Annotated in this window: 19 protein-coding genes; 14 read left to right on the top strand and 5 right to left on the bottom strand. The window is 41.8% G+C overall.

Going from position 1 to position 19392, the window contains the following annotated elements:
* Positions 1-13: 13 nt before the first annotated feature.
* On the bottom strand, positions 14-1690 hold the full coding sequence (locus AB5754_RS01275; protein WP_311832994.1) for a ribonuclease J: 1677 nt from the start codon (positions 1688-1690) through the stop codon (positions 14-16).
* A gap of 3 nt (positions 1691-1693) precedes the next feature.
* Positions 1694-1906 carry a DNA-directed RNA polymerase subunit epsilon gene (locus tag AB5754_RS01270; RefSeq protein ID WP_311832995.1) on the bottom strand — a complete coding sequence of 71 codons (213 nt, stop codon included), beginning with the start codon at positions 1904-1906 and terminating at the stop codon, positions 1694-1696.
* 397 nt (positions 1907-2303) lie between these two features.
* Here AB5754_RS01270 and AB5754_RS01265 point away from each other — a divergent pair, with 397 nt between their 5' ends.
* From AB5754_RS01265 to AB5754_RS01250, 4 genes are all read left to right on the top strand, one after another.
* Positions 2304-4037 (top strand): ABC transporter ATP-binding protein, encoded by a 1734-nt coding sequence (locus AB5754_RS01265; protein WP_311832996.1) that lies wholly within the window; start codon positions 2304-2306, stop codon positions 4035-4037.
* Positions 4034-5797, top strand: coding sequence for an ABC transporter ATP-binding protein (locus tag AB5754_RS01260; protein WP_368251229.1), 1764 nt, complete (start codon positions 4034-4036; stop codon positions 5795-5797). Before AB5754_RS01265 ends, AB5754_RS01260 begins: the two co-directional genes overlap by 4 nt.
* Before the next feature lie 132 nt (positions 5798-5929).
* Positions 5930-7204, top strand: coding sequence for an MFS transporter (locus tag AB5754_RS01255; RefSeq protein WP_368251228.1), 1275 nt, complete (start codon positions 5930-5932; stop codon positions 7202-7204).
* A gap of 2 nt (positions 7205-7206) precedes the next feature.
* Positions 7207-7695, top strand: coding sequence for a gamma carbonic anhydrase family protein (locus AB5754_RS01250; protein WP_368251227.1), 489 nt, complete (start codon positions 7207-7209; stop codon positions 7693-7695).
* Between the two features lie 60 nt (positions 7696-7755).
* Here AB5754_RS01250 and clpP read toward each other — a convergent pair whose 3' ends face one another.
* Positions 7756-8352: an ATP-dependent Clp endopeptidase proteolytic subunit ClpP gene (gene clpP, locus AB5754_RS01245; protein ID WP_311833000.1), complete on the bottom strand. Its 597-nt coding sequence runs from the start codon at positions 8350-8352 to the stop codon at positions 7756-7758.
* 344 nt (positions 8353-8696) lie between these two features.
* Between clpP and AB5754_RS01240 the strand changes: the two genes are divergently transcribed.
* A complete protein-coding gene (locus AB5754_RS01240; protein WP_368251226.1) occupies positions 8697-8945 on the top strand; it encodes a hypothetical protein in 249 nt (82 codons plus the stop codon).
* A 70-nt stretch (positions 8946-9015) separates the two neighbouring features.
* The gene (locus tag AB5754_RS01235) at positions 9016-9837 is read left to right on the top strand and encodes a hypothetical protein (RefSeq protein WP_368251225.1); all 822 of its coding nucleotides are present in this window, start codon (positions 9016-9018) and stop codon (positions 9835-9837) included.
* Between the two features lie 27 nt (positions 9838-9864).
* Here AB5754_RS01235 and AB5754_RS01230 read toward each other — a convergent pair whose 3' ends face one another.
* Positions 9865-10812, bottom strand: a complete 948-nt coding sequence (locus AB5754_RS01230) for a DUF916 domain-containing protein (protein ID WP_368251224.1) — start codon at positions 10810-10812, stop codon at positions 9865-9867.
* Positions 10813-11046: 234 nt separating this feature from the next.
* Between AB5754_RS01230 and AB5754_RS01225 the strand changes: the two genes are divergently transcribed.
* The 7 genes from AB5754_RS01225 to trmD all read left to right on the top strand — a co-directional run bounded on the left by AB5754_RS01225 (position 11047) and on the right by trmD (position 18207).
* Positions 11047-12021, top strand: coding sequence for a DUF3324 domain-containing protein (locus AB5754_RS01225; protein WP_368251223.1), 975 nt, complete (start codon positions 11047-11049; stop codon positions 12019-12021).
* Positions 12022-12060: 39 nt separating this feature from the next.
* Positions 12061-12774 (top strand): WxL domain-containing protein, encoded by a 714-nt coding sequence (locus tag AB5754_RS01220; protein WP_368251222.1) that lies wholly within the window; start codon positions 12061-12063, stop codon positions 12772-12774.
* 115 nt (positions 12775-12889) lie between these two features.
* A complete protein-coding gene (locus tag AB5754_RS01215) occupies positions 12890-13930 on the top strand; it encodes a DUF916 and DUF3324 domain-containing protein (protein ID WP_368251221.1) in 1041 nt (346 codons plus the stop codon).
* Between the two features lie 15 nt (positions 13931-13945).
* Positions 13946-14365: an LPXTG cell wall anchor domain-containing protein gene (locus AB5754_RS01210; protein ID WP_368251220.1), complete on the top strand. Its 420-nt coding sequence runs from the start codon at positions 13946-13948 to the stop codon at positions 14363-14365.
* Entirely contained in the window at positions 14358-16808 is a 2451-nt protein-coding gene (locus tag AB5754_RS01205; RefSeq protein WP_368251219.1) for a hypothetical protein, read from the top strand. The genes AB5754_RS01210 and AB5754_RS01205 overlap by 8 nt, the downstream gene beginning before the upstream one ends.
* A 129-nt stretch (positions 16809-16937) precedes the next feature.
* Complete coding sequence (rimM, locus tag AB5754_RS01200) at positions 16938-17462, top strand: ribosome maturation factor RimM (RefSeq protein WP_368251218.1); 525 nt, start codon at positions 16938-16940, stop codon at positions 17460-17462.
* Positions 17452-18207 (top strand): tRNA (guanosine(37)-N1)-methyltransferase TrmD, encoded by a 756-nt coding sequence (gene trmD, locus AB5754_RS01195; RefSeq protein ID WP_368251273.1) that lies wholly within the window; start codon positions 17452-17454, stop codon positions 18205-18207. The genes rimM and trmD overlap by 11 nt, the downstream gene beginning before the upstream one ends.
* A 49-nt stretch (positions 18208-18256) precedes the next feature.
* On the opposite strand, the gene AB5754_RS01190 is transcribed toward trmD, so the two are convergent.
* Positions 18257-18742 (bottom strand): N-acetyltransferase family protein, encoded by a 486-nt coding sequence (locus AB5754_RS01190; protein ID WP_368251217.1) that lies wholly within the window; start codon positions 18740-18742, stop codon positions 18257-18259.
* Positions 18743-18961: 219 nt separating this feature from the next.
* On the opposite strand from AB5754_RS01190, the gene rplS reads away from it, so the two are divergent.
* Positions 18962-19309 (top strand): 50S ribosomal protein L19, encoded by a 348-nt coding sequence (rplS, locus tag AB5754_RS01185; RefSeq protein WP_010754280.1) that lies wholly within the window; start codon positions 18962-18964, stop codon positions 19307-19309.
* The last annotated feature ends 83 nt before the right edge of the window (positions 19310-19392 follow it).

Here is a 19392-nt window from a genome sequence, read left to right as displayed (position 1 = left end):
ACGAAACATTTTTTTAGGCCTCCGGTGCCATGATCATGGATAAAAGCATGGGATGGCGTTCGGTCTTATCAAATAAGAAAGGTTGTAAAGCGTTAGACATGGCTTCTTTTAATTTGTGTTCATTGACATCTGGTTGTTTCAACGCTTCTCGCAAAGTGCGGAAGAGGAGCGTTTGCGCTTCATAAATCATATCTCCAGATTCCCGCATGTAGACAAAGCCTCGAGAAAGGATGTCTGGGCCAGCCAGAATTTCTTTTTTCTTCATATCCACGGTAGCTACAGCTAAGACGAGGCCTTCTTCAGAAAGAATCCGGCGATCCCGTAAAACCACATTGCCAATATCCCCAATGCCGCTGCCGTCAATGTAGACGTCGCCGGCATTAAAGTGTCCAGCAATGCGAGCAGTGTCCGCTGTTAGTGCCAGCATGTCGCCATTTTCCATGACAAAGCAGTTTTCTTTAGGCACGCCGGTATCTTGGGCTAAGCCGGAATGGATTTTTAACATCCGGTACTCCCCATGAATCGGGATAAAGAATTTTGGTTTGATTAAACGGAGCATTAACTTTTGTTCTTGTTGGCCACCGTGTCCAGAAGTGTGGACATTATTTAATTTCCCGTGAATGACTTTGGCGCCAGCTTCCATTAAGAGGTTAATCAAATGGTTGACGCTTGTGGTATTTCCAGGAATTGGTGAGCTGGAGAAAACCACGGTATCATCAGGTTGAATGCTGATTTGTCGGTGCGTCCCATTGGCAATCCGACTAAGAGCGGCCATGGGTTCTCCTTGGGAACCAGTACATAAAATCATCACTTCATTGGCAGGGAGGCGTTTGATTTCGTTAGCTTCTACAAAAGTCCCATCTGGTACTTTGATGTAGCCCAGGTTTTGACCATTGACAATGGCGTTTTCCATACTGCGACCAAAGACAGCAATTTTACGCCCACAGGCTACTGCGGCTTCTGCTGCTTGTTGCAAACGAGAGATGTTGGAAGCAAAACTTGCAAAAATAATCCGTCCGTCAACTTTTTCAAAAATCTTTTGGATGGATTGACCGATGACTTTTTCTGATTGAGTGAATGTGGGAATTTCCGCATTGGTACTATCGGATAAAAGACAAAGGACGCCTTCATCGCCAATTTTTGCCATGCGACTGAGGTTAGCCGGTTCACCAACAGGAGTAAAGTCAAATTTGAAATCTCCAGTGTGCACGATATTGCCAGAAGGGGTCTTGACCACAATTCCTAGCGCATCAGGAATGGAGTGGGTAGTGCGGAAGAAGGAGACTGAGGTTTTTCGAAAACGCAAAACCGTGTCTTCGTTGATTTCATGGAGTTCCGCATCCCGCAATAGACCGTGTTCATCTAGTTTGTTGCGAATCAAAGCCATAGCTAAAGGCCCAGCGTAAATTGGCACATTGACTTGTTTTAGAAGATAAGGCACGCCACCGATATGGTCTTCGTGACCATGGGTGATGACTAAGGCTTTGACCTTGTTAATGTTTTGGACAATGTAGCTGTAATCAGGAATTACATAGTCGATCCCTAATAAATCATCTTCGGGGAACATAATCCCCGCATCAATAATGATGATTTCATCTTGGAATTGAACCCCATAGCAGTTCTTCCCGATTTCACCTAGTCCACCGACGCCAAAAACGCCGGTTTCGTTATTTTTTAAATTGAGTTTCATAAATTAAAACTCCGTCAAAGTAAACTCGGCATTTTCTTGTTCATATGCCAAGTGGTTTCCTTCTAAAGCTTGGATGAATTCGATATTGTATGGGGTATTGGCTTCGACTGCTGCGCGAGCCGCAACTTCATCGGTTGCTTCTAAATAAAGAACATGAGTTTGTTCCCGTTTTGGGTTCCGTACTTTGGTGTCTTGATAATAAACTTTGTAGATCATAATCTAGCTCCTTTAAATTTTTAGTAACGGCGCATGACAAAACACGAAGGACTTCCTTCGTCTGCCGGTATGCTTTTTGGTGACCGCTGGTGATTGTCGCCGAAAAGAGAAAGCCTTGTCTTTGCCTTCCGAATGTTTTGAAACTATTCAACCGTCCAGGATACCCGCAATGCGTGTACCACAATTTTCTTTATTTTAGCATAGTTAAGAAAAGAAGTATAGAAACCAAGTATCGTGAAAGGGTTTCCTTGTCTGAAAAGATGGAAATTTGGTGTTCTCTTAAAATTTTGCCTATGCTATAGTAAAGATATTCGCAAAATTCTGAGTCCGTCTTTTCTTATGGAAGTCTCACCCAGACATTAGGCAGTAAGGATCTTTGCACGAAGGAGGTTATTTAATGAAATTAATGTGGCACTACACTATGCGCTATAAGAAGCTGTTGCTTTTTGATTTTATTTGCGTATTCGGCTTTATTCTAATTGAGTTAGGCTTGCCTACGATTTTGGCTCATATGATTGATCAGGCCATTCCCACCGGCAACGGCTCCATGGTCAATCAATTAGGACTTTTGATGTTACTGGTAGTGGTGATTGGGGTTGTGATGAACATTATGCTGGGGTATTTTACCACCAGGATTACTACCAATATTGTTGCGGACATTCGCAATGATTTGTTTGAGAAGACCCAAAGTTACTCTCACCAAGAATATGAAGCCATCGGGGTTTCATCGTTGATTACCCGGGTGACCAATGACGCCTATCAAATCATGTTGTTTTTACAAAATATTTTGCGCATGGGCTTTATGACACCTATGATGTTTATCGTCAGCCTGTACATGATTTTCCGTACCAGTCCAAGTTTGAGTTGGTTTGTCTTAGGAGCTTTGCCATTATTGTTAGTGGCAGTCGTGGTCATCGCCAAGTTTTCTGAACCTTTGTCCACACGGCAACAAAAAAACTTAGACAAAATTAACGGGATTTTACGGGAAAACTTGTCAGGACTTAGAGTAATTCGCGCTTTTGTAAATGAAAAATTTGAAGAGTCGCGCTTTAACAAAGTCAACAATGCCTATGCGGAAAGTTCCAAAAGTCTTTTCCGGCTAATGGCTGTGGCCCAACCCGGCTTTTCTTTCCTTTTTAATATCGTCATGGTTTTAATCATTTGGTTTGGGACCAAACAAATTGATGCAGGGACGTTGCAAATCGGGGACTTGATTGCCTTTATTGAATACATCTTCCACGCTTTGTTTTCCTTTATGCTCTTTGCTTCGGTGTTTATGATGTATCCAAGAGCCGCCGTTTCAGCTAAACGGATTCAAGAAGCGCTGGATGCCAAAAGCCAAATTAAAGATTCAGCAAACCCGGTGACTAAAACAGAAACTCATGGCTATGTGACTTTTGAAAATGTGACCTTTGCTTATCCGGGACATGCGGAAAGTCCGGTCATCAGAAATGTTAGTTTTACCGCAAAGCCTGGAGAAACCGTGGCTTTTATCGGCAGTACCGGTTCAGGAAAATCCACGCTGATTCAATTGATTCCTCGTTTTTATGATGTGAGTGAAGGCCGGGTATTAGTTGATGGTATCGACGTGCGAGACATGAGCATGGAAGCATTGCGGCAAAAGATTGGTTATATTCCTCAAAAAGCCCTTTTGTTTTCTGGTACCATTGCCGAAAATTTGCGTTACGGCAAAGAAGATGCCACCAAAGAAGAAATGGAGCGGGCGCTGGAGATTGCCCAAGCTTCAGACTTTATTGCCGAAATTCCTGATGGGTTGGATGCTCATCTGGCAGAAGGGGGCACGAATTTTTCTGGCGGCCAAAAACAACGGCTTTCCATTGCCCGAGCAGTGATTCGCCAGCCAGAAATTTATATCTTTGATGATAGTTTTTCGGCGTTGGATTACCAAACCGATGCAAAATTACGGGCTCGCTTGAAACACGAAACCACAGAGTCTACGGTCTTAATCGTGGCCCAACGAGTGGGTACCATTATGCACGCTGATAAGATTATCGTCTTAAATGAAGGGGATGTGATTGGCATGGGAACCCATGAGGAACTCTTGCAAACTTGTCCGGTGTATTATGACATTGCCGCATCTCAATTATCAGAGGAGGAATTGAACCGATGAAATCATTTTCTTCTTTAACACGACTTACTCATTACTTTAAACCGTATAAAAAAGAGTTTTTCTTAGTGATGTTCTTTACGGTTTTAACCGTGGCTTTTAACGGGGCACTGCCTTATGTAGCCGGGTTGCCCACCACAGAAGTCACCCGAAATGTCGCTGAAGGCGTGGCGATTAATTTTGATTATGTAATCAAGTGCTTAATCGCCATCGCCATCGTAGGAATTGGCTATTGCGCTTCCCAACTCTTAGCCGGTTGGATGATTGCCAATGTGGTGCAAAGTGCCATGTTTGACCTTAGAGAAGACATTGACAAAAAAATCAACCGCTTGCCGGTGTCTTACTTTGACCGCAATCAACAGGGAAACATCCTTTCTCGGGTGACCAATGATGTGGATGCAGTATCTGGCGCTTTGCAACAGTCCTTAATCGGGATTGTCAATGCCATCTTAGGGATTCTCGTGGCGATTTCCATGATGTTTTATATCAATGTGAAAATGGCACTCTTAGCTTTGATTATGATTCCTGCCTCGATTTTGATTTCCCGTTTTATTGTAAAAGTTTCCCAAAAGTACTTCCAAGAAATGCAAAACGCCCTAGGAAATCTAAATGGCTTTGTTCAAGAAAACATGACGGGTTTTTCTGTTCTGAAAGTCTATGGTCGCGAAAAACAAACCTTAGAGGCATTTAAAGAGGTCAATGCTTCCTTGCGTACTTATGGCTTTAAAGCTGCTTTTATCTCAGGGATTATGATGCCATTAGTTTCCAGTACCGCTTATCTCACTTATATTGCCATTGCAGTGTTAGGGGGACATTACGTGATTGCTGGGGTGATTGTGGTGGGGCAGTTGCAAGCTTTTATCCAGTACATTTGGCAAGTAAGCCAACCTATGGGCAATATCACCCAATTGTCTTCCGTTATTCAAAGTGCTTCGGCGGCTTCCAAACGAGTGTTTGAGATTTTAGATGAAGCAGAAGAAAGTAAGCTCAATCAGCCTAAGACTTTACCCGCTCAAGTCAAAGGAGACGTTACCTTTGAAAATGTAGCTTTTAGTTATAATCCTAAAAATCCATTGATTAAAAACTTGAACTTTGAGGTTAAAGCTGGTCAAACCGTAGCCATTGTTGGGCCAACTGGTGCCGGCAAGACCACATTGATCAATTTACTGATGCGTTTTTATGACGTGGACAGTGGAGCCATTAAAGTGGATGGCATCAACACAAAAGAATTAGATCGTAGTGAGGTACGTTCGGTTTTTGGTATGGTTTTGCAAGACGCCTGGCTTTATGAAGGAACCATTGCTGACAACATCCGTTTTGGTAAATTAAACGCCACAGATTATGAAGTGGTAGATGCGGCCAAAACTGCCAATGTGGATCACTTTATCCGCACCATGCCCGACGGTTACGAGATGCAGATTAATGCAGAAGGAGACAATGTTTCCTTGGGGCAAAAACAACTGCTGACCATCGCCCGGGCGGTGATTTCCGATCCGAAAATTTTGATTTTAGATGAAGCTACCAGTTCCGTGGATACTCGTTTGGAAGCTTTGATTCAAAAAGCCATGGACAAAGTGATGGAAGGACGCACTAGCTTTGTCATTGCCCATCGCTTGTCTACGATTCGAGAAGCGGATTTGATTTTGGTGATGAACCATGGAGATATTATTGAAAAAGGTACCCACGAAAGTTTGTTGGCTGCTGATGGCTTTTACAGCAAGCTTTATCAAAGCCAATTTGCCGAAGATGGGGAATACGAATAAGTTACAACCAAAACAGCTGTTGCTTTGATATGCAACGGCTGTTTTAATATTTTTTTGCATAGGAATCAGGTACACTAGTAATAGGAATGTAAAAAAGAATTGTGGCATTTCAGAAATTATTTAGGAGGTCTTATGAATACACAACAATCAAACGAGTTTGACTTAAAGGGTTGGCAGAAAAACATTGGGCTCTTTTTGTCGGGCCAATTTTTATCCGGCATCACCAGCATGGTGGTGCAATATGCCATTATTTGGTATCTAACCGAACAAACCGGCTCGGCTACGGTATTAAGTTTTGCCACCTTATTAGGGATGATTCCCATGGTGGTTTTGAGTCCTTTTGTTGGTCCTTTTGTGGATCGTTTGGACAAGAAAAAACTTTTAATCGTAACAGACGGTATCGTGGCAATATTTGCCTTAGTCTTATCCATTACCGGGACGTTAGCCGATCAATTTCCTTTATGGTTGGTGTTTGTCTCATTATTTATGCGTTCAGTGGCGCAAACGTTTCAAATGCCCACCATTCAGTCCATTTTGCCCCAAATGGTACCGGAAACCGAATTAACTCGAGTCAATGGTCAATTGGGCATGGTACAGTCCGCCAATATGATTATTGCACCGGCTCTAGGGGCTTTTCTCTTTGCCTTTGTACCCATGAATTTTTTGATTTTACTAGATGTGGTGGGGGCTATTTTAGGCATTAGTTTGCTATTGTTGGTACGGATTCCTAAAACCCAAGCCTTAGGGGAACAAGTTCACCTGCTTACGGATACGAAGCAAGGCTTTGCTCTTTTGATTAAAAATAAAGGGATTTGGTACATCACCTTAATAGGAGCCGCTTTTACTTTGATTTTCATGCCGGCGGTGAGCATGTATCCTTTGATGACTTTGGAATATTTTCAAGGAACTGTGGGGCAGGCAGGGTTAATTGAGGTAGTTTATTCCGTGGGGATGCTCTTAGGTGGTGTGGTCATTGGGGTTTTTGGCAAATGGAAAAATCGCATGACCCCAGTTTTGAGTTCCTTTTTCGTAATTGGATCAGCCTTTGCCCTGAGTGGTCTTTTGCCGGGAAATCAACGAGGCTTCTTTTGGTTTGTGGTGCTGAACACCGTGGCAGGACTTGCTACGCCGTTTTTCAATACGTTACTCATGGCGATGATCCAACAGAGTTATGAACCTCGTTACTTAGGACGGGTATTAGGGGTTTTGAATTCCTTAATGAGTATCACAGGACCTGTAGGCTTGATTTTTGCGGGGCCGTTAGCCGATCGCTTTGGCGTGGAAAAACTCTTTTTGATTGCGGGTCTGGGAACGATTCTTTGTGGAATTACTACATTCTTACTGCCCGCCGCTCGTAATTACGATTTAGAGTTACAGCAGCGCTTGGCTAAAACAAAGGAGGAGTAATCATGGTTCGTTTTATTGCTGAAAATGCTCGGGTAATGGGCAATGTGACTTTAGGAGAAGCGGTTAGTATTTGGTATGGCGCTGTGATTCGCGGGGATGCCAATACTATCTTGATTGGAGATCGCACCAATATTCAAGACGGCACGATTATTCATGTGGATCACGACGCTCCTACAAAAATTGAAGAAGAGGTTACCGTGGGCCATCAATGTATGCTTCACGGTTGCACCATTAAAAAAGGCGCGTTGATTGGCATGAGTTCCATTGTGTTAAACCATGCTGTGATTGGGGAAAATAGTTTACTGGGAGCTGGTTCTTTGGTGACGCAAGGCCAAGTGATTCCACCCAATGTCTTAGCTTTTGGACGACCAGCCAAAGTCATTCGACCTTTAACCCCAGAAGAAATTGCCAAAAACAAAGCCAATATCCAGCATTATGTGGAAATGGGCGAATTACACGCTGGAGGAGCATTTCCCCGGATTCAAGAGTAAAAAAACCTCTCAGTTACTTGAAGAAACAAGTAATTGAGAGGTTTTTACGTTCATCAGATTTTATTTATCCAAGCTTTTAGAAGAAACCATGATTTCGTCAATCAAACCGTAGTCTTTGGCTTCTTGGGCTGTCATGTAGTTGTCCCGATCGGTATCTTTTTCAATGACTTCTAAAGGTTGGCCAGTGCGTTCAGCCAAGATGTCATTTAAATGAGCCCGAGTCTTCAAGATGTGTTTAGCAGCAATTTCAATTTCAGTCGCTTGTCCTTGAGCGCCCCCAAGTGGTTGGTGAATCATAATTTCAGCGTTAGGCAAAGCAAAACGTTTGCCCTTAGTGCCAGCTGTTAATAAGAATGAACCCATAGATGCGGCCATCCCCATAACGATGGTTACCACGTCAGCTTTGACAAAGTTCATGGTGTCGTAAATTGCCATGCCGGCAGTTACGCTACCACCAGGAGAGTTGATGTAGATGTAGATGTCTTTTTCAGAATCTTGGGCATCCAAGAAAAGCAATTGGGCGATAATTGAGTTAGCCAAATCGTCGGTTACTTGGCCGCTTAACATGATGATGCGGTCTTTCAATAGACGAGAGTAGATATCATAGGCTCTTTCACCCCGAGATGATTGTTCGATAACTGTAGGGATTAAATTCATAGGTTGTTTCCTCCTTAAAAGTAAAGTGCTGAAACTGGTGTCAAAAAGGCGTTTACGAGCTTTTTTGACGCCGACTATTTCCATTTACAAATAGTTTAGCACAGTTCAGCTTATCCTGCTAAAAAGAAGTATACACCCTTGGTCAAAATTGGTCAAAGGAAAAGGACGGAGAAATTGAAAAAATGAGGTACAGGCTCACGAAAGCTCTCCTAGCACTTCAAAGAGCTATTTTAAAACGATTAATATAGTAGCTTTATAATCTTTTCCTATATTTTTCAGTCTCAAGTCTCATGTTTTGTGGCGTGGATTGTGAGATGATAAACTCCTAATAAGGAGGGAATATCATGGAATTACTAGCAATTTTGATTATTATCGCAATTATTCTGGCTATTATAAAAGTCGGTTCGGTTTTATGGCGCATCATTGGAGTGGTTTTTGCCATTTTCTTGATTTGGGTCTTTAAAGAGGACTTGCTAAATTGGGGCCATTGGCTAATTTTTGAAGGCGGCGCTGGGGAATTTCTTCAACAAGTCTGGCGCTTTCTAGTGGAGGCCTTCACCAGTTTGAAAAATTGGCTTAGCGAAATGTTGTGATTTAGCGCTTTCTATTTGTCTTTTTTATAAATAAAGGCTACCCTTGACATAATAAATTGGAGGCGAAGAGATGAAAAAGTTGGTTATTTTATCAGCCCTGTTGGTCCTGCTGGCTGCTTGTGGTAGCAAGCAAGAACCCAGTGAAAACAGCTCAGCTGAAGTCAGCCCAAGCACCAGTGAAACAAAAAGCAATTCATCAAGTAATCCAGCCACAAGCAGTTCAAAAACGAATAGCACAAAATCTAGCAGTGAAGAAAGTAGCACAGCAGAAAGTCAAACTAGTTCCAGTGAAGAGGCAGATGCCTTTAGCGAATTGACTGAAGCTTATCCCAAGGTGAAAATGCCTCAAAAACTTCCTCGAGATGAGAGCTTATTTTTAAACATTGCCGCAGTGGGGGACAAAAAAGAATTATCCGTTCTCTACTATAATATGACTGAAGCGTTGGTGATGAATCACAATGCTTTGAATCAACAAACACCTTTTGCTAGCTTTAAGAAAACCACCTATGATACGGCAGCCAAAGCCAAAGAAGCTGTCAATTATCAATACGATGATGGTGGCCAAAAAGTAGATTTAAGTCACAATATCGAGGGGTATCAACAAAGCGGTGCCGGCTCAACTTATTTAAATTGGAAAGAAGGCAATTGGTCTCTAGTAGTCAGAGCTTCAAATGTCCTCGGACAAGAACCTGTGACCACTGCTAAAGAAGTGGTCAATTACCTAGAAGAAGCCTTTTTACCCGTACCCAAATCGGTCGGACAGATTACCATTGACCTATCTGCTGCCGGCTATCAGGCGACAACGGTGATATGGCAAGAAGAGAAAGTGGTGTATGCCGTAAGCCACGAAGACCCACTGCCCGCTTTGGAAATGGCGGTATCGGTGGAGTAGTAAATTATTTAAAATCAGGAAAATCCTTTACTGGGATTTTCCTGATTTTTTGTGTTTCTTGAAAAATAAAATTGTGATAGCCAAAAGGCATACTGCTAAGAAAATACCACCAGTAATCAGCCACTGCCAGGAGATTGATAATTTTGTTAACTGAAGTTTGCCTTCTTGACTGTATAAGTAGATTCCCTGTTGATAATCAAATTTCTCGCCCTTATCTGTTGTAAACGTCAATTTTACGCTAGTAGCACCAGTGGGAAGTTTTTCAAAGGGAAAAATGATTTGAGAAGCAGTATTAGGAGCAATTTGGAGTTCTTTTGAGAAACTTTGTTTTTTTCCAACTAGCTTTGCTTTTAAGGTTCCTGAAACTAAGCGACCACTTTGGTTTTTGAACTGAATAGTTAGATCGTTGTTATTTAATTGCAGTTTGTGAAAGCTTATTTTCATCGATGGTAATTTTTTTGATTCTCGAATCATTAGCCCGATTTCATAGGCAAACTGATTGGCTATACCATTTGCATTCGAATTTTGCCCGACTTCTTGAATCAAAAAAGAACCTAAGAGAATTCCTTGGAAAGATTCTTGGGGCATGGTCAAAGTAAAATCAATTATTTTAGTTTCTTGGCTTTGTAAAGTAACTGTTTTAGGAGCAGATAGGAGTTCACTGAGTACTGGGCCTTTTAGGAGCTCGGGTTTTGTCGTGGTGTATTGAATGGCTCCGATATTTGAAGTTGTGGCAGTAGTCGGAGCGATGTGCAGAATTTTGGGCTGATTTTCCTGGTTGGTCAGTTGGATACTAAGTCGTTGCGTATCACCCGGGGCAACCAAGAGATTAAAGTAAGTAGCTTCATCTAATTGATTTTCTGGCAAGAGTGGTGTCACACCATAACCTGCTCCAGTAGCCTGAGCTTGAACCGGTGCATAGCTTAGAAAAAAAATGAATAATATGACCAGCAAAGAACGCTTCTGGTGATCCAAAAAGACACCTCCTGTCTACGAAATTATCATAAGTATAACAAGCTTATGGATAACTATACAAAAAAATCATTTATTTAACAACATTTCAAAAAATTAGATTATTTTGTTAAAAAATGACAGAATGCAATGCATCAAAGCCCATCGTAACAAAATTGTAAGAAATTTAAAAAAGAGAAGTCTTATTAATTGCAAAAAAGAATTAAATTACTATAATGATATTTCAGAGGTGATGTAGTGACTAAATTATACAAACACGGCTTTGTAATAGTTGCTCTGTTGTGGAGCATATTAGTTAGTCCATCAGTTTGGGCAACAGAAAATAAAATGGGAATTACGTTGACACCACTACAACTGGATGGATTACGAGTGACAACCTCTGAAGTTACTTTGCCACTAGACGGTAAAGTCCACCAGCTGACTTTATCGGTGACTAATTTTTCAAATCAGGAACGGCTTATCAACTATCAAGGAATACAAGCTGTGACCAACACCCAAGGTCAGCTCACCTATGAGGCGACGAAAAGTTTTTCTGGCAAAGTACCACTAGCTTTTGAAAATTTGATTCCTAAGGCTAGTTTAGATTTAGCAGCCGGGGAAACAAAAGAACTTACCATAAATCTAAATTTTCAACAAGTGGATTACGGAGAAGTCCTAGGAGCAATCCAGATGAGCAGTGATGAGACGAATTATTCACTACCAGTCAGATTAGTTGGAACAAAAGGAATGCCTAATCCTCAGTTAGCAGTATCTAAAATTGCCGGTCAGCTTCTGAAAAAATTACCAGCTTTATCCATCACCATAGAAAACAGCGCAGCCAGACTAGTGGAAGCAGAACCGATGAATTTGAAAGTGGTTCATTCCCAGTTTTTTGGTTTGGTAAAACATACTTGGCAAGTAAACCTTGCCCAAGTGACCTGGGCACCAAATGGAATATTGAATTATCCCATTTCCATGGAAGGTCAAGCCCTGAAAAGTGGTTCTTATCGGGTTTATGGCACCATTGGTCAAGGTGGAAATCAGGTTAAAGTAGATAAAAACTTCACTTTAACTAAAGCCGAAGTCACGGCGATTAACAAACAAGCACCAACAGTAAAAGATGCAACTCTTCGGTGGGGCATACCAGTCCTTGCCGGGTTGACTGTGATTTTAATTTTGGTAATCACAGTGGCACTACGCCAACATAAAAAAAGCATTCGCAATAAGCGCTGAACAAGCTTGCTCAAAGGAATGCGAGGAGGAAAAAAGGTTATGAAAACAATCAAAGCACTCTCATTATCCACTGCGGCCATGGTAGCTGTGATGGTAGGAGGAGCAAGCGTAAATGCTGCGGAAGGTAGCGGCGCTGGAACAGCAGACAATAATATTTCCCAAGGTATTGCTGAAAATGGTTTTGAGGTAACTGATACAACTTCAGCTAAGGCTAATTCCACTGCTGAATTTACGGTAGAAGCTGGGAAATTAACCCTAGATGCGGTACCGGATATGCAATTTGGCGCTACTTCAGTTAAAAAAATTATTGAAGGCGATGTAGCATTACCTTATTTAAATGGGGATGTTTCCGATGCAAAAACTACCCATGATGGAAATAAAACTGGCCTTGTCCGCGTTTCTGATTTCCGGGGATCGGATGCTGGTTGGTCCTTAAGTTTAAAACTGGGCCAATTTACAAATATCAACGATAAAGCTCAAGCACCCTTTACTGGTATTACCATGGATCTTGGGGTAACACCAACGAAAGACACAACCCTTGTTAATACTAAAACCGGTTTAGAACCTGGCCAAAGTTTTGAATTAGCTGCAACTAACGACGATAAACAAGGCTCTGGTCAAAATGATTTTACGGTAGATGCTACAAAAACAAAATTATCTATCGCACAAAACGAAAATGTTAAAGCGGGCACTTACCAAGCCGACTTAACTTGGACTTTAGCCAATACAGCAACTACTACAGCAGCACAATAATAAGTTGCTGATGTTAAAAATTTTGTTTGAAAATGAATCGGGCAACTTGTTGTCCGATTCATTTTCAAGTAGAGGATTTTTGGCAAAGCCATTGAATCAATGAGGAGCGAGATACGTGAAAAAAACTGGATTTATTTTTGGCCTGCTGTTCGTTTTAGTGGCTTTGCTAGGACTGGGGGGACAATCGGTTGTGGCGGCCGAAACAGAAAATGGTGCAGGTTTTACTATGGAGGCGTTATTGCCGGACAACCAACTGGATGACAGCAGCTTTTTTAATTTAAAAGTCACACCGGAGTCGGAACAAAATTTAACCATTCGGCTGACGAATTTGGAAGATGCTCCTATGGAAGTAACCGTCTCTCCCAATCCAGCCTTTACCAATAACGGTGGAGTAATTGAGTATTCAGATTATGAATACGCCAAAGATTCTTCGGCTCAATATACGATTCCCGAACTTTTTTCAGCGCCGCAAAAAGTGACATTACAAGCCCAAGAAACTAAAGATATTACTTTTAAAATGACCATCCCGAAAGAGCCCTTTGCAGGGACGATTACGGGCGGTTTTTACGCTTTGAAAACTGCAGAAGACGCCACGAGCAGTAAACAGTCATTAAACATTCGCAATCGTTACGCCATGGTCATGGGCATCAGTTTACAGGAAGATACGGAAACCGCGATATCCCCTGAGCTCCAGTTAAATGTCATTAAGCCAGGCTTAGACAATGGCCGTACGGCGGTTTTTGCCAATATCCAAAATAGTAAGCCTCAAGCTTTTGGTGAAATGACGGTAACTGCAAAAGTTTCCCAAAAAGGCAGTAAAGAAATCCTTCATGAAACCAAAAAAGAGAATCAAGAAATGGCGCCAAATTCCAATTATGATTTTGCCATTGATTGGGATAATGAACCCATTGAAGCCGGGGACTATCATTTGAGTATGGTAGCTACTTCAGGAAAGAAAGAGTGGAAGTTTGAAGAAGATTTTACCATCGTGGATGACCAAGCGGATAAATTGAACGAACAAGCAGTAGGTTTAGTTGAGCCGGATTACACTTGGTTGTATATTTTAATTGCGATTTTATTATTACTGATTTTGGTGATTTTAGCCTTTGTCTTAGGCCGTCGGAAACGGAAAACCGACGAATCTGCCGAAAAATAGAAACGAGTGAGAATGATGAAAAAAATCGTTACTTATCTTGGCCCCCTTGTGCTAGCAACGTTACTTTTAGGAGGAAATGTTTCGCCGGTAATGGCTGCTAGTGATGCTAAAAGTACGGCGGAATTACAAATTATTGACGATGGCTTTGTAAATCCCACGGCACCTTTACCTGAGTTACCTTCTGGAGATCTAGTACTTCATCCCAATCCAGAGAGCAAGTTGCCCAATGGACCCGTTGATAGCTTGCAAAATTTGAATTCTTCTGGAAATCTTTTAGGCGTGTTGAATCAGTCTGTTCAAAAAGTGTTTCCCAAAACCGCAGAAGCGACAAATTGGTGGCTGGTGGTAATTGGAGTGGAAGTAGTAGTACTTGTTTGCTTGCTGTATTTTAACAAGAAAGAACAATCAGTTGAGGGAGGGGAAGTTGATGCATAGAAAAATAGTGACAGGTGCCATGATTGCATTATTATTGCTAAATCCATTGAGTGCCGTGGCTGTTAGCACGACGACTTCCACCCAAACTGGTGAGGTGGCAAGTAGTGAAGGTACGAGTAATGCTGTTGACGAATCTGGGACAAGTGATTCCCAAACTAGCGAAACGACCGCTTCTACGTTGACAAGTGAGACAGCAACGAGTGAATCTCAGGATGATACGGGAGCAGACCATACAGCCACTACTGATTCAAGCGATACTGAGGAAACAGCAACTTCTTCTGATGAAGAAAAAACGGCCAAAACAGCAACGAATCCTAAAATTCCTGACTATGATGGCTCTGGTACTCAGGTAAATGTAAATGATGTGGCGTACTTTAGTCAAAATTTGGCCCAAAAGTATCCTTTAGGCATAGGTACACAGTTTACTGCTTTCGCTGGAAATACAATTTATTTTACAGGACAAAACAATCGGCCAAATTATGATGGAACGTATAGTGCCAATACTATGAACTTTGATTATTGGAATGCGGATTATTATATGCACTCTGATCAATACCCAAATCCTAGTGATTGGCGTTATCCCTTCTCTTATACCTATACGGATACAAACGCTACAGAACAAACTGCTCCTTTGTCTTTCATTGGGAATACTTACGCTCCTGACTCCGATGGGAAAAAAGTTCTGACCTCGGTACAGAATTTTCAGGATAATCAAGGTTTTCTATTTGAAGGGGATAGTGATGAGATAGCCGCTACTACGGATGATCAAAATTCACATCCTGCAATAAATCGGACACCGGTGCAAAATAAAGTAGGAGATATTCCTGATTTTCGAGACAACCTCGGAGTAAACGAATCTGGCACACTCTATTCTGGAGCAGAATACTTTAGCCGCAGTCAGGCTCAGTTAAAGACGGTCAGTCAATTTTATCAATCTTTTAATGCTGATTTGCCAGTTGTGGGCAATAGCAGTATTGATCCTACAATTGAAGCGGCTAAGTATGTGCAAAAAGAAGGCTGGATTAATGAAATCCAAGTAGAAGTTCCATTAATTGCAGGGAGTAGTACAAACGGGTTAGCAATTTTTGATTTATCTAGTCAAACGCTCGGTGGCATTCGTAGCAACAATGCCATGCGTATCCAATTGGACAACGTTACTGCGGATACACCGAAAGCTAATCTGCCTTACATTATTTTTAATTGGAATGACTGGACTAGTTTACAATGGACCTTTGATAAAGGGAATATGACTTTCGTTGACGGCAATGGCAATTCTCTAGGTGCTGACTTCTATAAGAAAATGGGGAGTCATATTATTCATAATTTTCCAAGTGTCAGCTCAGGGAGTACTCTTGATTTAGGAATTGGCAATGTGGACTATCCATTTGCTGGTACGATGATTGTTCCAAATGGGAGCATTTCTTTAAACAGTTCCAATCAATCAACCCAATCATTTTGGGGAAGTTTGATTGCAGGAGAAAATATTACGTTGCAAATGACCATTACGAAAGAAAAAGCCTTTGGTAGTGTGTTTGATACAGAAAACTTACCAGATTTTGATGAGATGCTATTGAAATTGGCCTTTGATAAAGAAGAAGTAACTGCCGAAAATAATACAGCTGCTAATAGCTTAAAAGTTTACGGCAGTGGCAGTGATTTTACAGTAGCTTTTTCTAAAGAGGACAAACCTGTCAGCGTTAATGCTAAAACTGATACCGATGGCAAAGCTGATAACCAAATCAGCGGAATCAATCTTAGAGAAGACACGGCCTTTACCGTGGATACCACGGGTTGGGCTCCGGGGGAATATGAAATTATCGGGCGAATTACGAGCTGGAAAGATAGCAATGGGAATTTAGTAGAAAATACGGATCAGGACCAACCCGTAGCAAAATTTACGATTATCGTGCCTGAAGCACCGGCAATTCTTAGCCTAGATGCCGTGCCTGATTTGAACTTTGGCAGTTTTACTTTGGGGAACAGTCAGGCTGGAACCACAAGTAAGTTAAAAGATTTCAATGTGAAAAATGCTCAGACTTTTGATGGGAATTCAACTGGCTTACTTAAGGTTACTGACTCTAGAAACAATAGCAGAGGCGGAAATTGGAGCCTAAATGTCGCCATGACTCCATTTCAATCTGAAGGAACAAGTGAGACTATCGATGCTCAGTTGAATTTAAACATTCAACAAGATAATCAAGATACGATTACCCCAATTACGGTTAGCTCGAAAGAAAACAGCACGGCGGCGTTTTTGTTACACAAAGGTGGCAGTGAGGTATCTGCTACGGAAAATTTTCGAATTCTGACAACAGCTGATGGGGACGTTAGCAGCACCTTACAATTAATTGATCCGGTCACAAGGCTAGGTACTTACCACAGTACGGTCACTTGGACGTTGGGAGACTTACCAAAATCAGATGAAGTGAGTAAGGACAAATAAGTAAATCGGTCATTAACTGCCTGCCTATTTGGTGGGCAGTTTTTGTAAAATCCTCCCTCTAGCAGAACGCTCACTCCCGTGGTAAAATAAAGCAGATTATCCAATGAGAAATAGAAATGAGGAGTTTGTTTGACTGAATATTTAAATGTAGGCAAAATTGTCAACACCCATGGCATTAAAGGAGAAGTCCGAGTGATTTCCCAGACCGACTTTGCTGAAGAACGTTATCAAAAAGGAGCAACTTTAGTCTTGTTTCGTAACGGTAGAGAACCTTTAACATTAACGATAGCAAGCCATCGCAAACATAAAAATTTTGACTTGTTGAGCTTTGAAGGTTACCCCAATATTAACGATGTGGAAGCTTTTCGAGATGGCGTGTTAAAAGTCTCTAAGGACAATTTGGGCACGTTAGCTGAAAACGAATTTTACTACCATGAAATCATTGGTTTAGAAGTAATGGAAACAGAGGGTGTTGTTATTGGGAAAGTGAAGGAAATCTTGTCACCAGGAGCCAATGATGTGTGGGTAGTCCAACGTCCGGGGCAAAAAGATGCCTTGATTCCTTATATCGAATCGGTGGTCAAAGTCATTGACGTAGAAGCTGGCAAAGTCATTGTGGACATTCCAGAAGGGTTGTTAGATGATGAGAATTGATGTCTTAACCTTATTTCCGGGGATGTTTGCAGGGCCCATGGGGGAATCTATCATCGGCAAAGCCCGGGATAAAAACTTATTAGAAATCAACATTTCCAATTTTCGGGATTATTCCGATAACAAACACCATACCGTCGATGACTATCCTTATGGCGGTGGTGCGGGGATGTTGTTAAAGGCTCAGCCAATTTTTGATAATTTGGCGGCCATTGAAGCAGCAACGCCGGACACGAAAAAGCGAGTGATTTTGCTAGACCCGGCAGGAAAAAAATTCGACCAAAAGATGGCCGAAGAATTCTCTAATGAAGAACATTTGGTTTTCATCTGTGGCCATTATGAGGGCTATGATGAACGAATTCGCACGTTAGTCACCGACGAAGTGTCTTTAGGGGATTATGTCTTAACCGGAGGCGAATTAGGCGCCATGGTGATGATTGACGCCACCGTACGTTTGTTGCCAGAAGTCTTGGGCAATGAAACCTCTGCTCAAACGGATTCCCATTCCACAGGACTATTGGAACATCCCCAATACACTCGCCCAGCGGATTTTAGAGGATTGGCTGTACCGGAAGTCTTATTAAATGGCAATCACAAATTGATTGAAGAGTGGCGCTTAAAAGAATCTCTGCGCCGGACGTATACCCGCCGGCCAGATATGTTGGCAAAATTGACGCTAACCTCAGAAATGGAAAAACTATTACGAGAGATTAAAAAAGAGTTGGCTGACAAAAAAGAAGCAGAATAAAAAAACAGTCCTGTCACCGGAAAAATCTAATTTCGGTAACGGGACTGTTTTAGTTTACATAGTAGGCCATGGCGTACTCATCCACCCACTGATTGTTGAGCCAATATTCTTTTTGTAAAAAACCTTCATCTTGAAAGCCAAGCTGCTGATAAAAATGACGAGCACCAGGATTGGTGGCAAAAACCCGTAATGAAATTTTGCCAATATTGTCAGATGGCGCTAAGTCAATCAGGTGCTTCATCAAAGCACGGCCCACTCCTTGACCTTGCGCACTAGGGGCGATACCGATGCCCAATACCCATTGACGCTGATGAGCAGGTAGTGGAGAAGGATGATGATAGCTCACAGCCCCTAACACTTGGTCGTTTTCTTCATCAATGGCAATCAGCAGTTTTTGGTGGCGCAGGCTTTTGGCATAATGCTCGTAATTTTCATATTGCGCTAAGGCCGGGGTGTTGCTGGGATTCCAAATGGCCCGGTCAATGGCCCAAAGTTGGGGAATATAGGTTTCTTCTAAGGTTTCGGTGATGATCATGGGGAACCTCCTAAGTGGTTTCTTTAAGTGTAGCAGATTTTATACTAATTCAATCATTTAAATGTGATTTCTGACTTTTCGAAACTTCTGACAAGAAAATTTTCTTTACACTACTTGGAAAACATGCTAATATATTTTGGTGAGCGCACAGCTCAACAATTACGATATTCCGCTGGGGTGTGGCACCCTATGAATGTTTGGAAATTAGGAGAATGCAAAATGAACCCATTGATTCAAGAATTAACCCAAGAACAATTACGTTCTGACATCCCAGCTTTCCGCCCTGGGGACACTGTCCGCGTACACGCGAAAGTTGTCGAAGGAACTCGCGAACGGATTCAGTTGTTTGAAGGCGTCGTTATCAAACGTCGTGGCGCTGGCATCAGCGAAACTTACACTGTTCGTAAAATCTCAAACGGTGTTGGTGTGGAACGTACTTTTCCATTACACACACCACGTGTTGCAAAAATCGAAGTAGTTCGCTACGGTAAAGTTCGTCGTGCGAAATTGTACTACTTGCGTGCTTTACACGGTAAAGCTGCACGTATCAAAGAAATCCGTCGTTAATTTTTGTTATAAAAATAGCGCAAGCCCCTTGAGAAATCGAGGGGCTTTTTCTTTTTGCGCTGTTATTGATGTTTTTATATCGC

Origin of the sequence: Enterococcus sp. 2201sp1_2201st1_C11_2201SCRN_220225 (assembly GCF_040925905.1) — a bacterium.
GTDB lineage: Bacteria > Bacillota > Bacilli > Lactobacillales > Enterococcaceae > Enterococcus_C > Enterococcus_C asini_A.
Note: the sequence above shows the minus strand (reverse complement) of the source record. Positions and strands in the feature narration are given on the sequence as shown.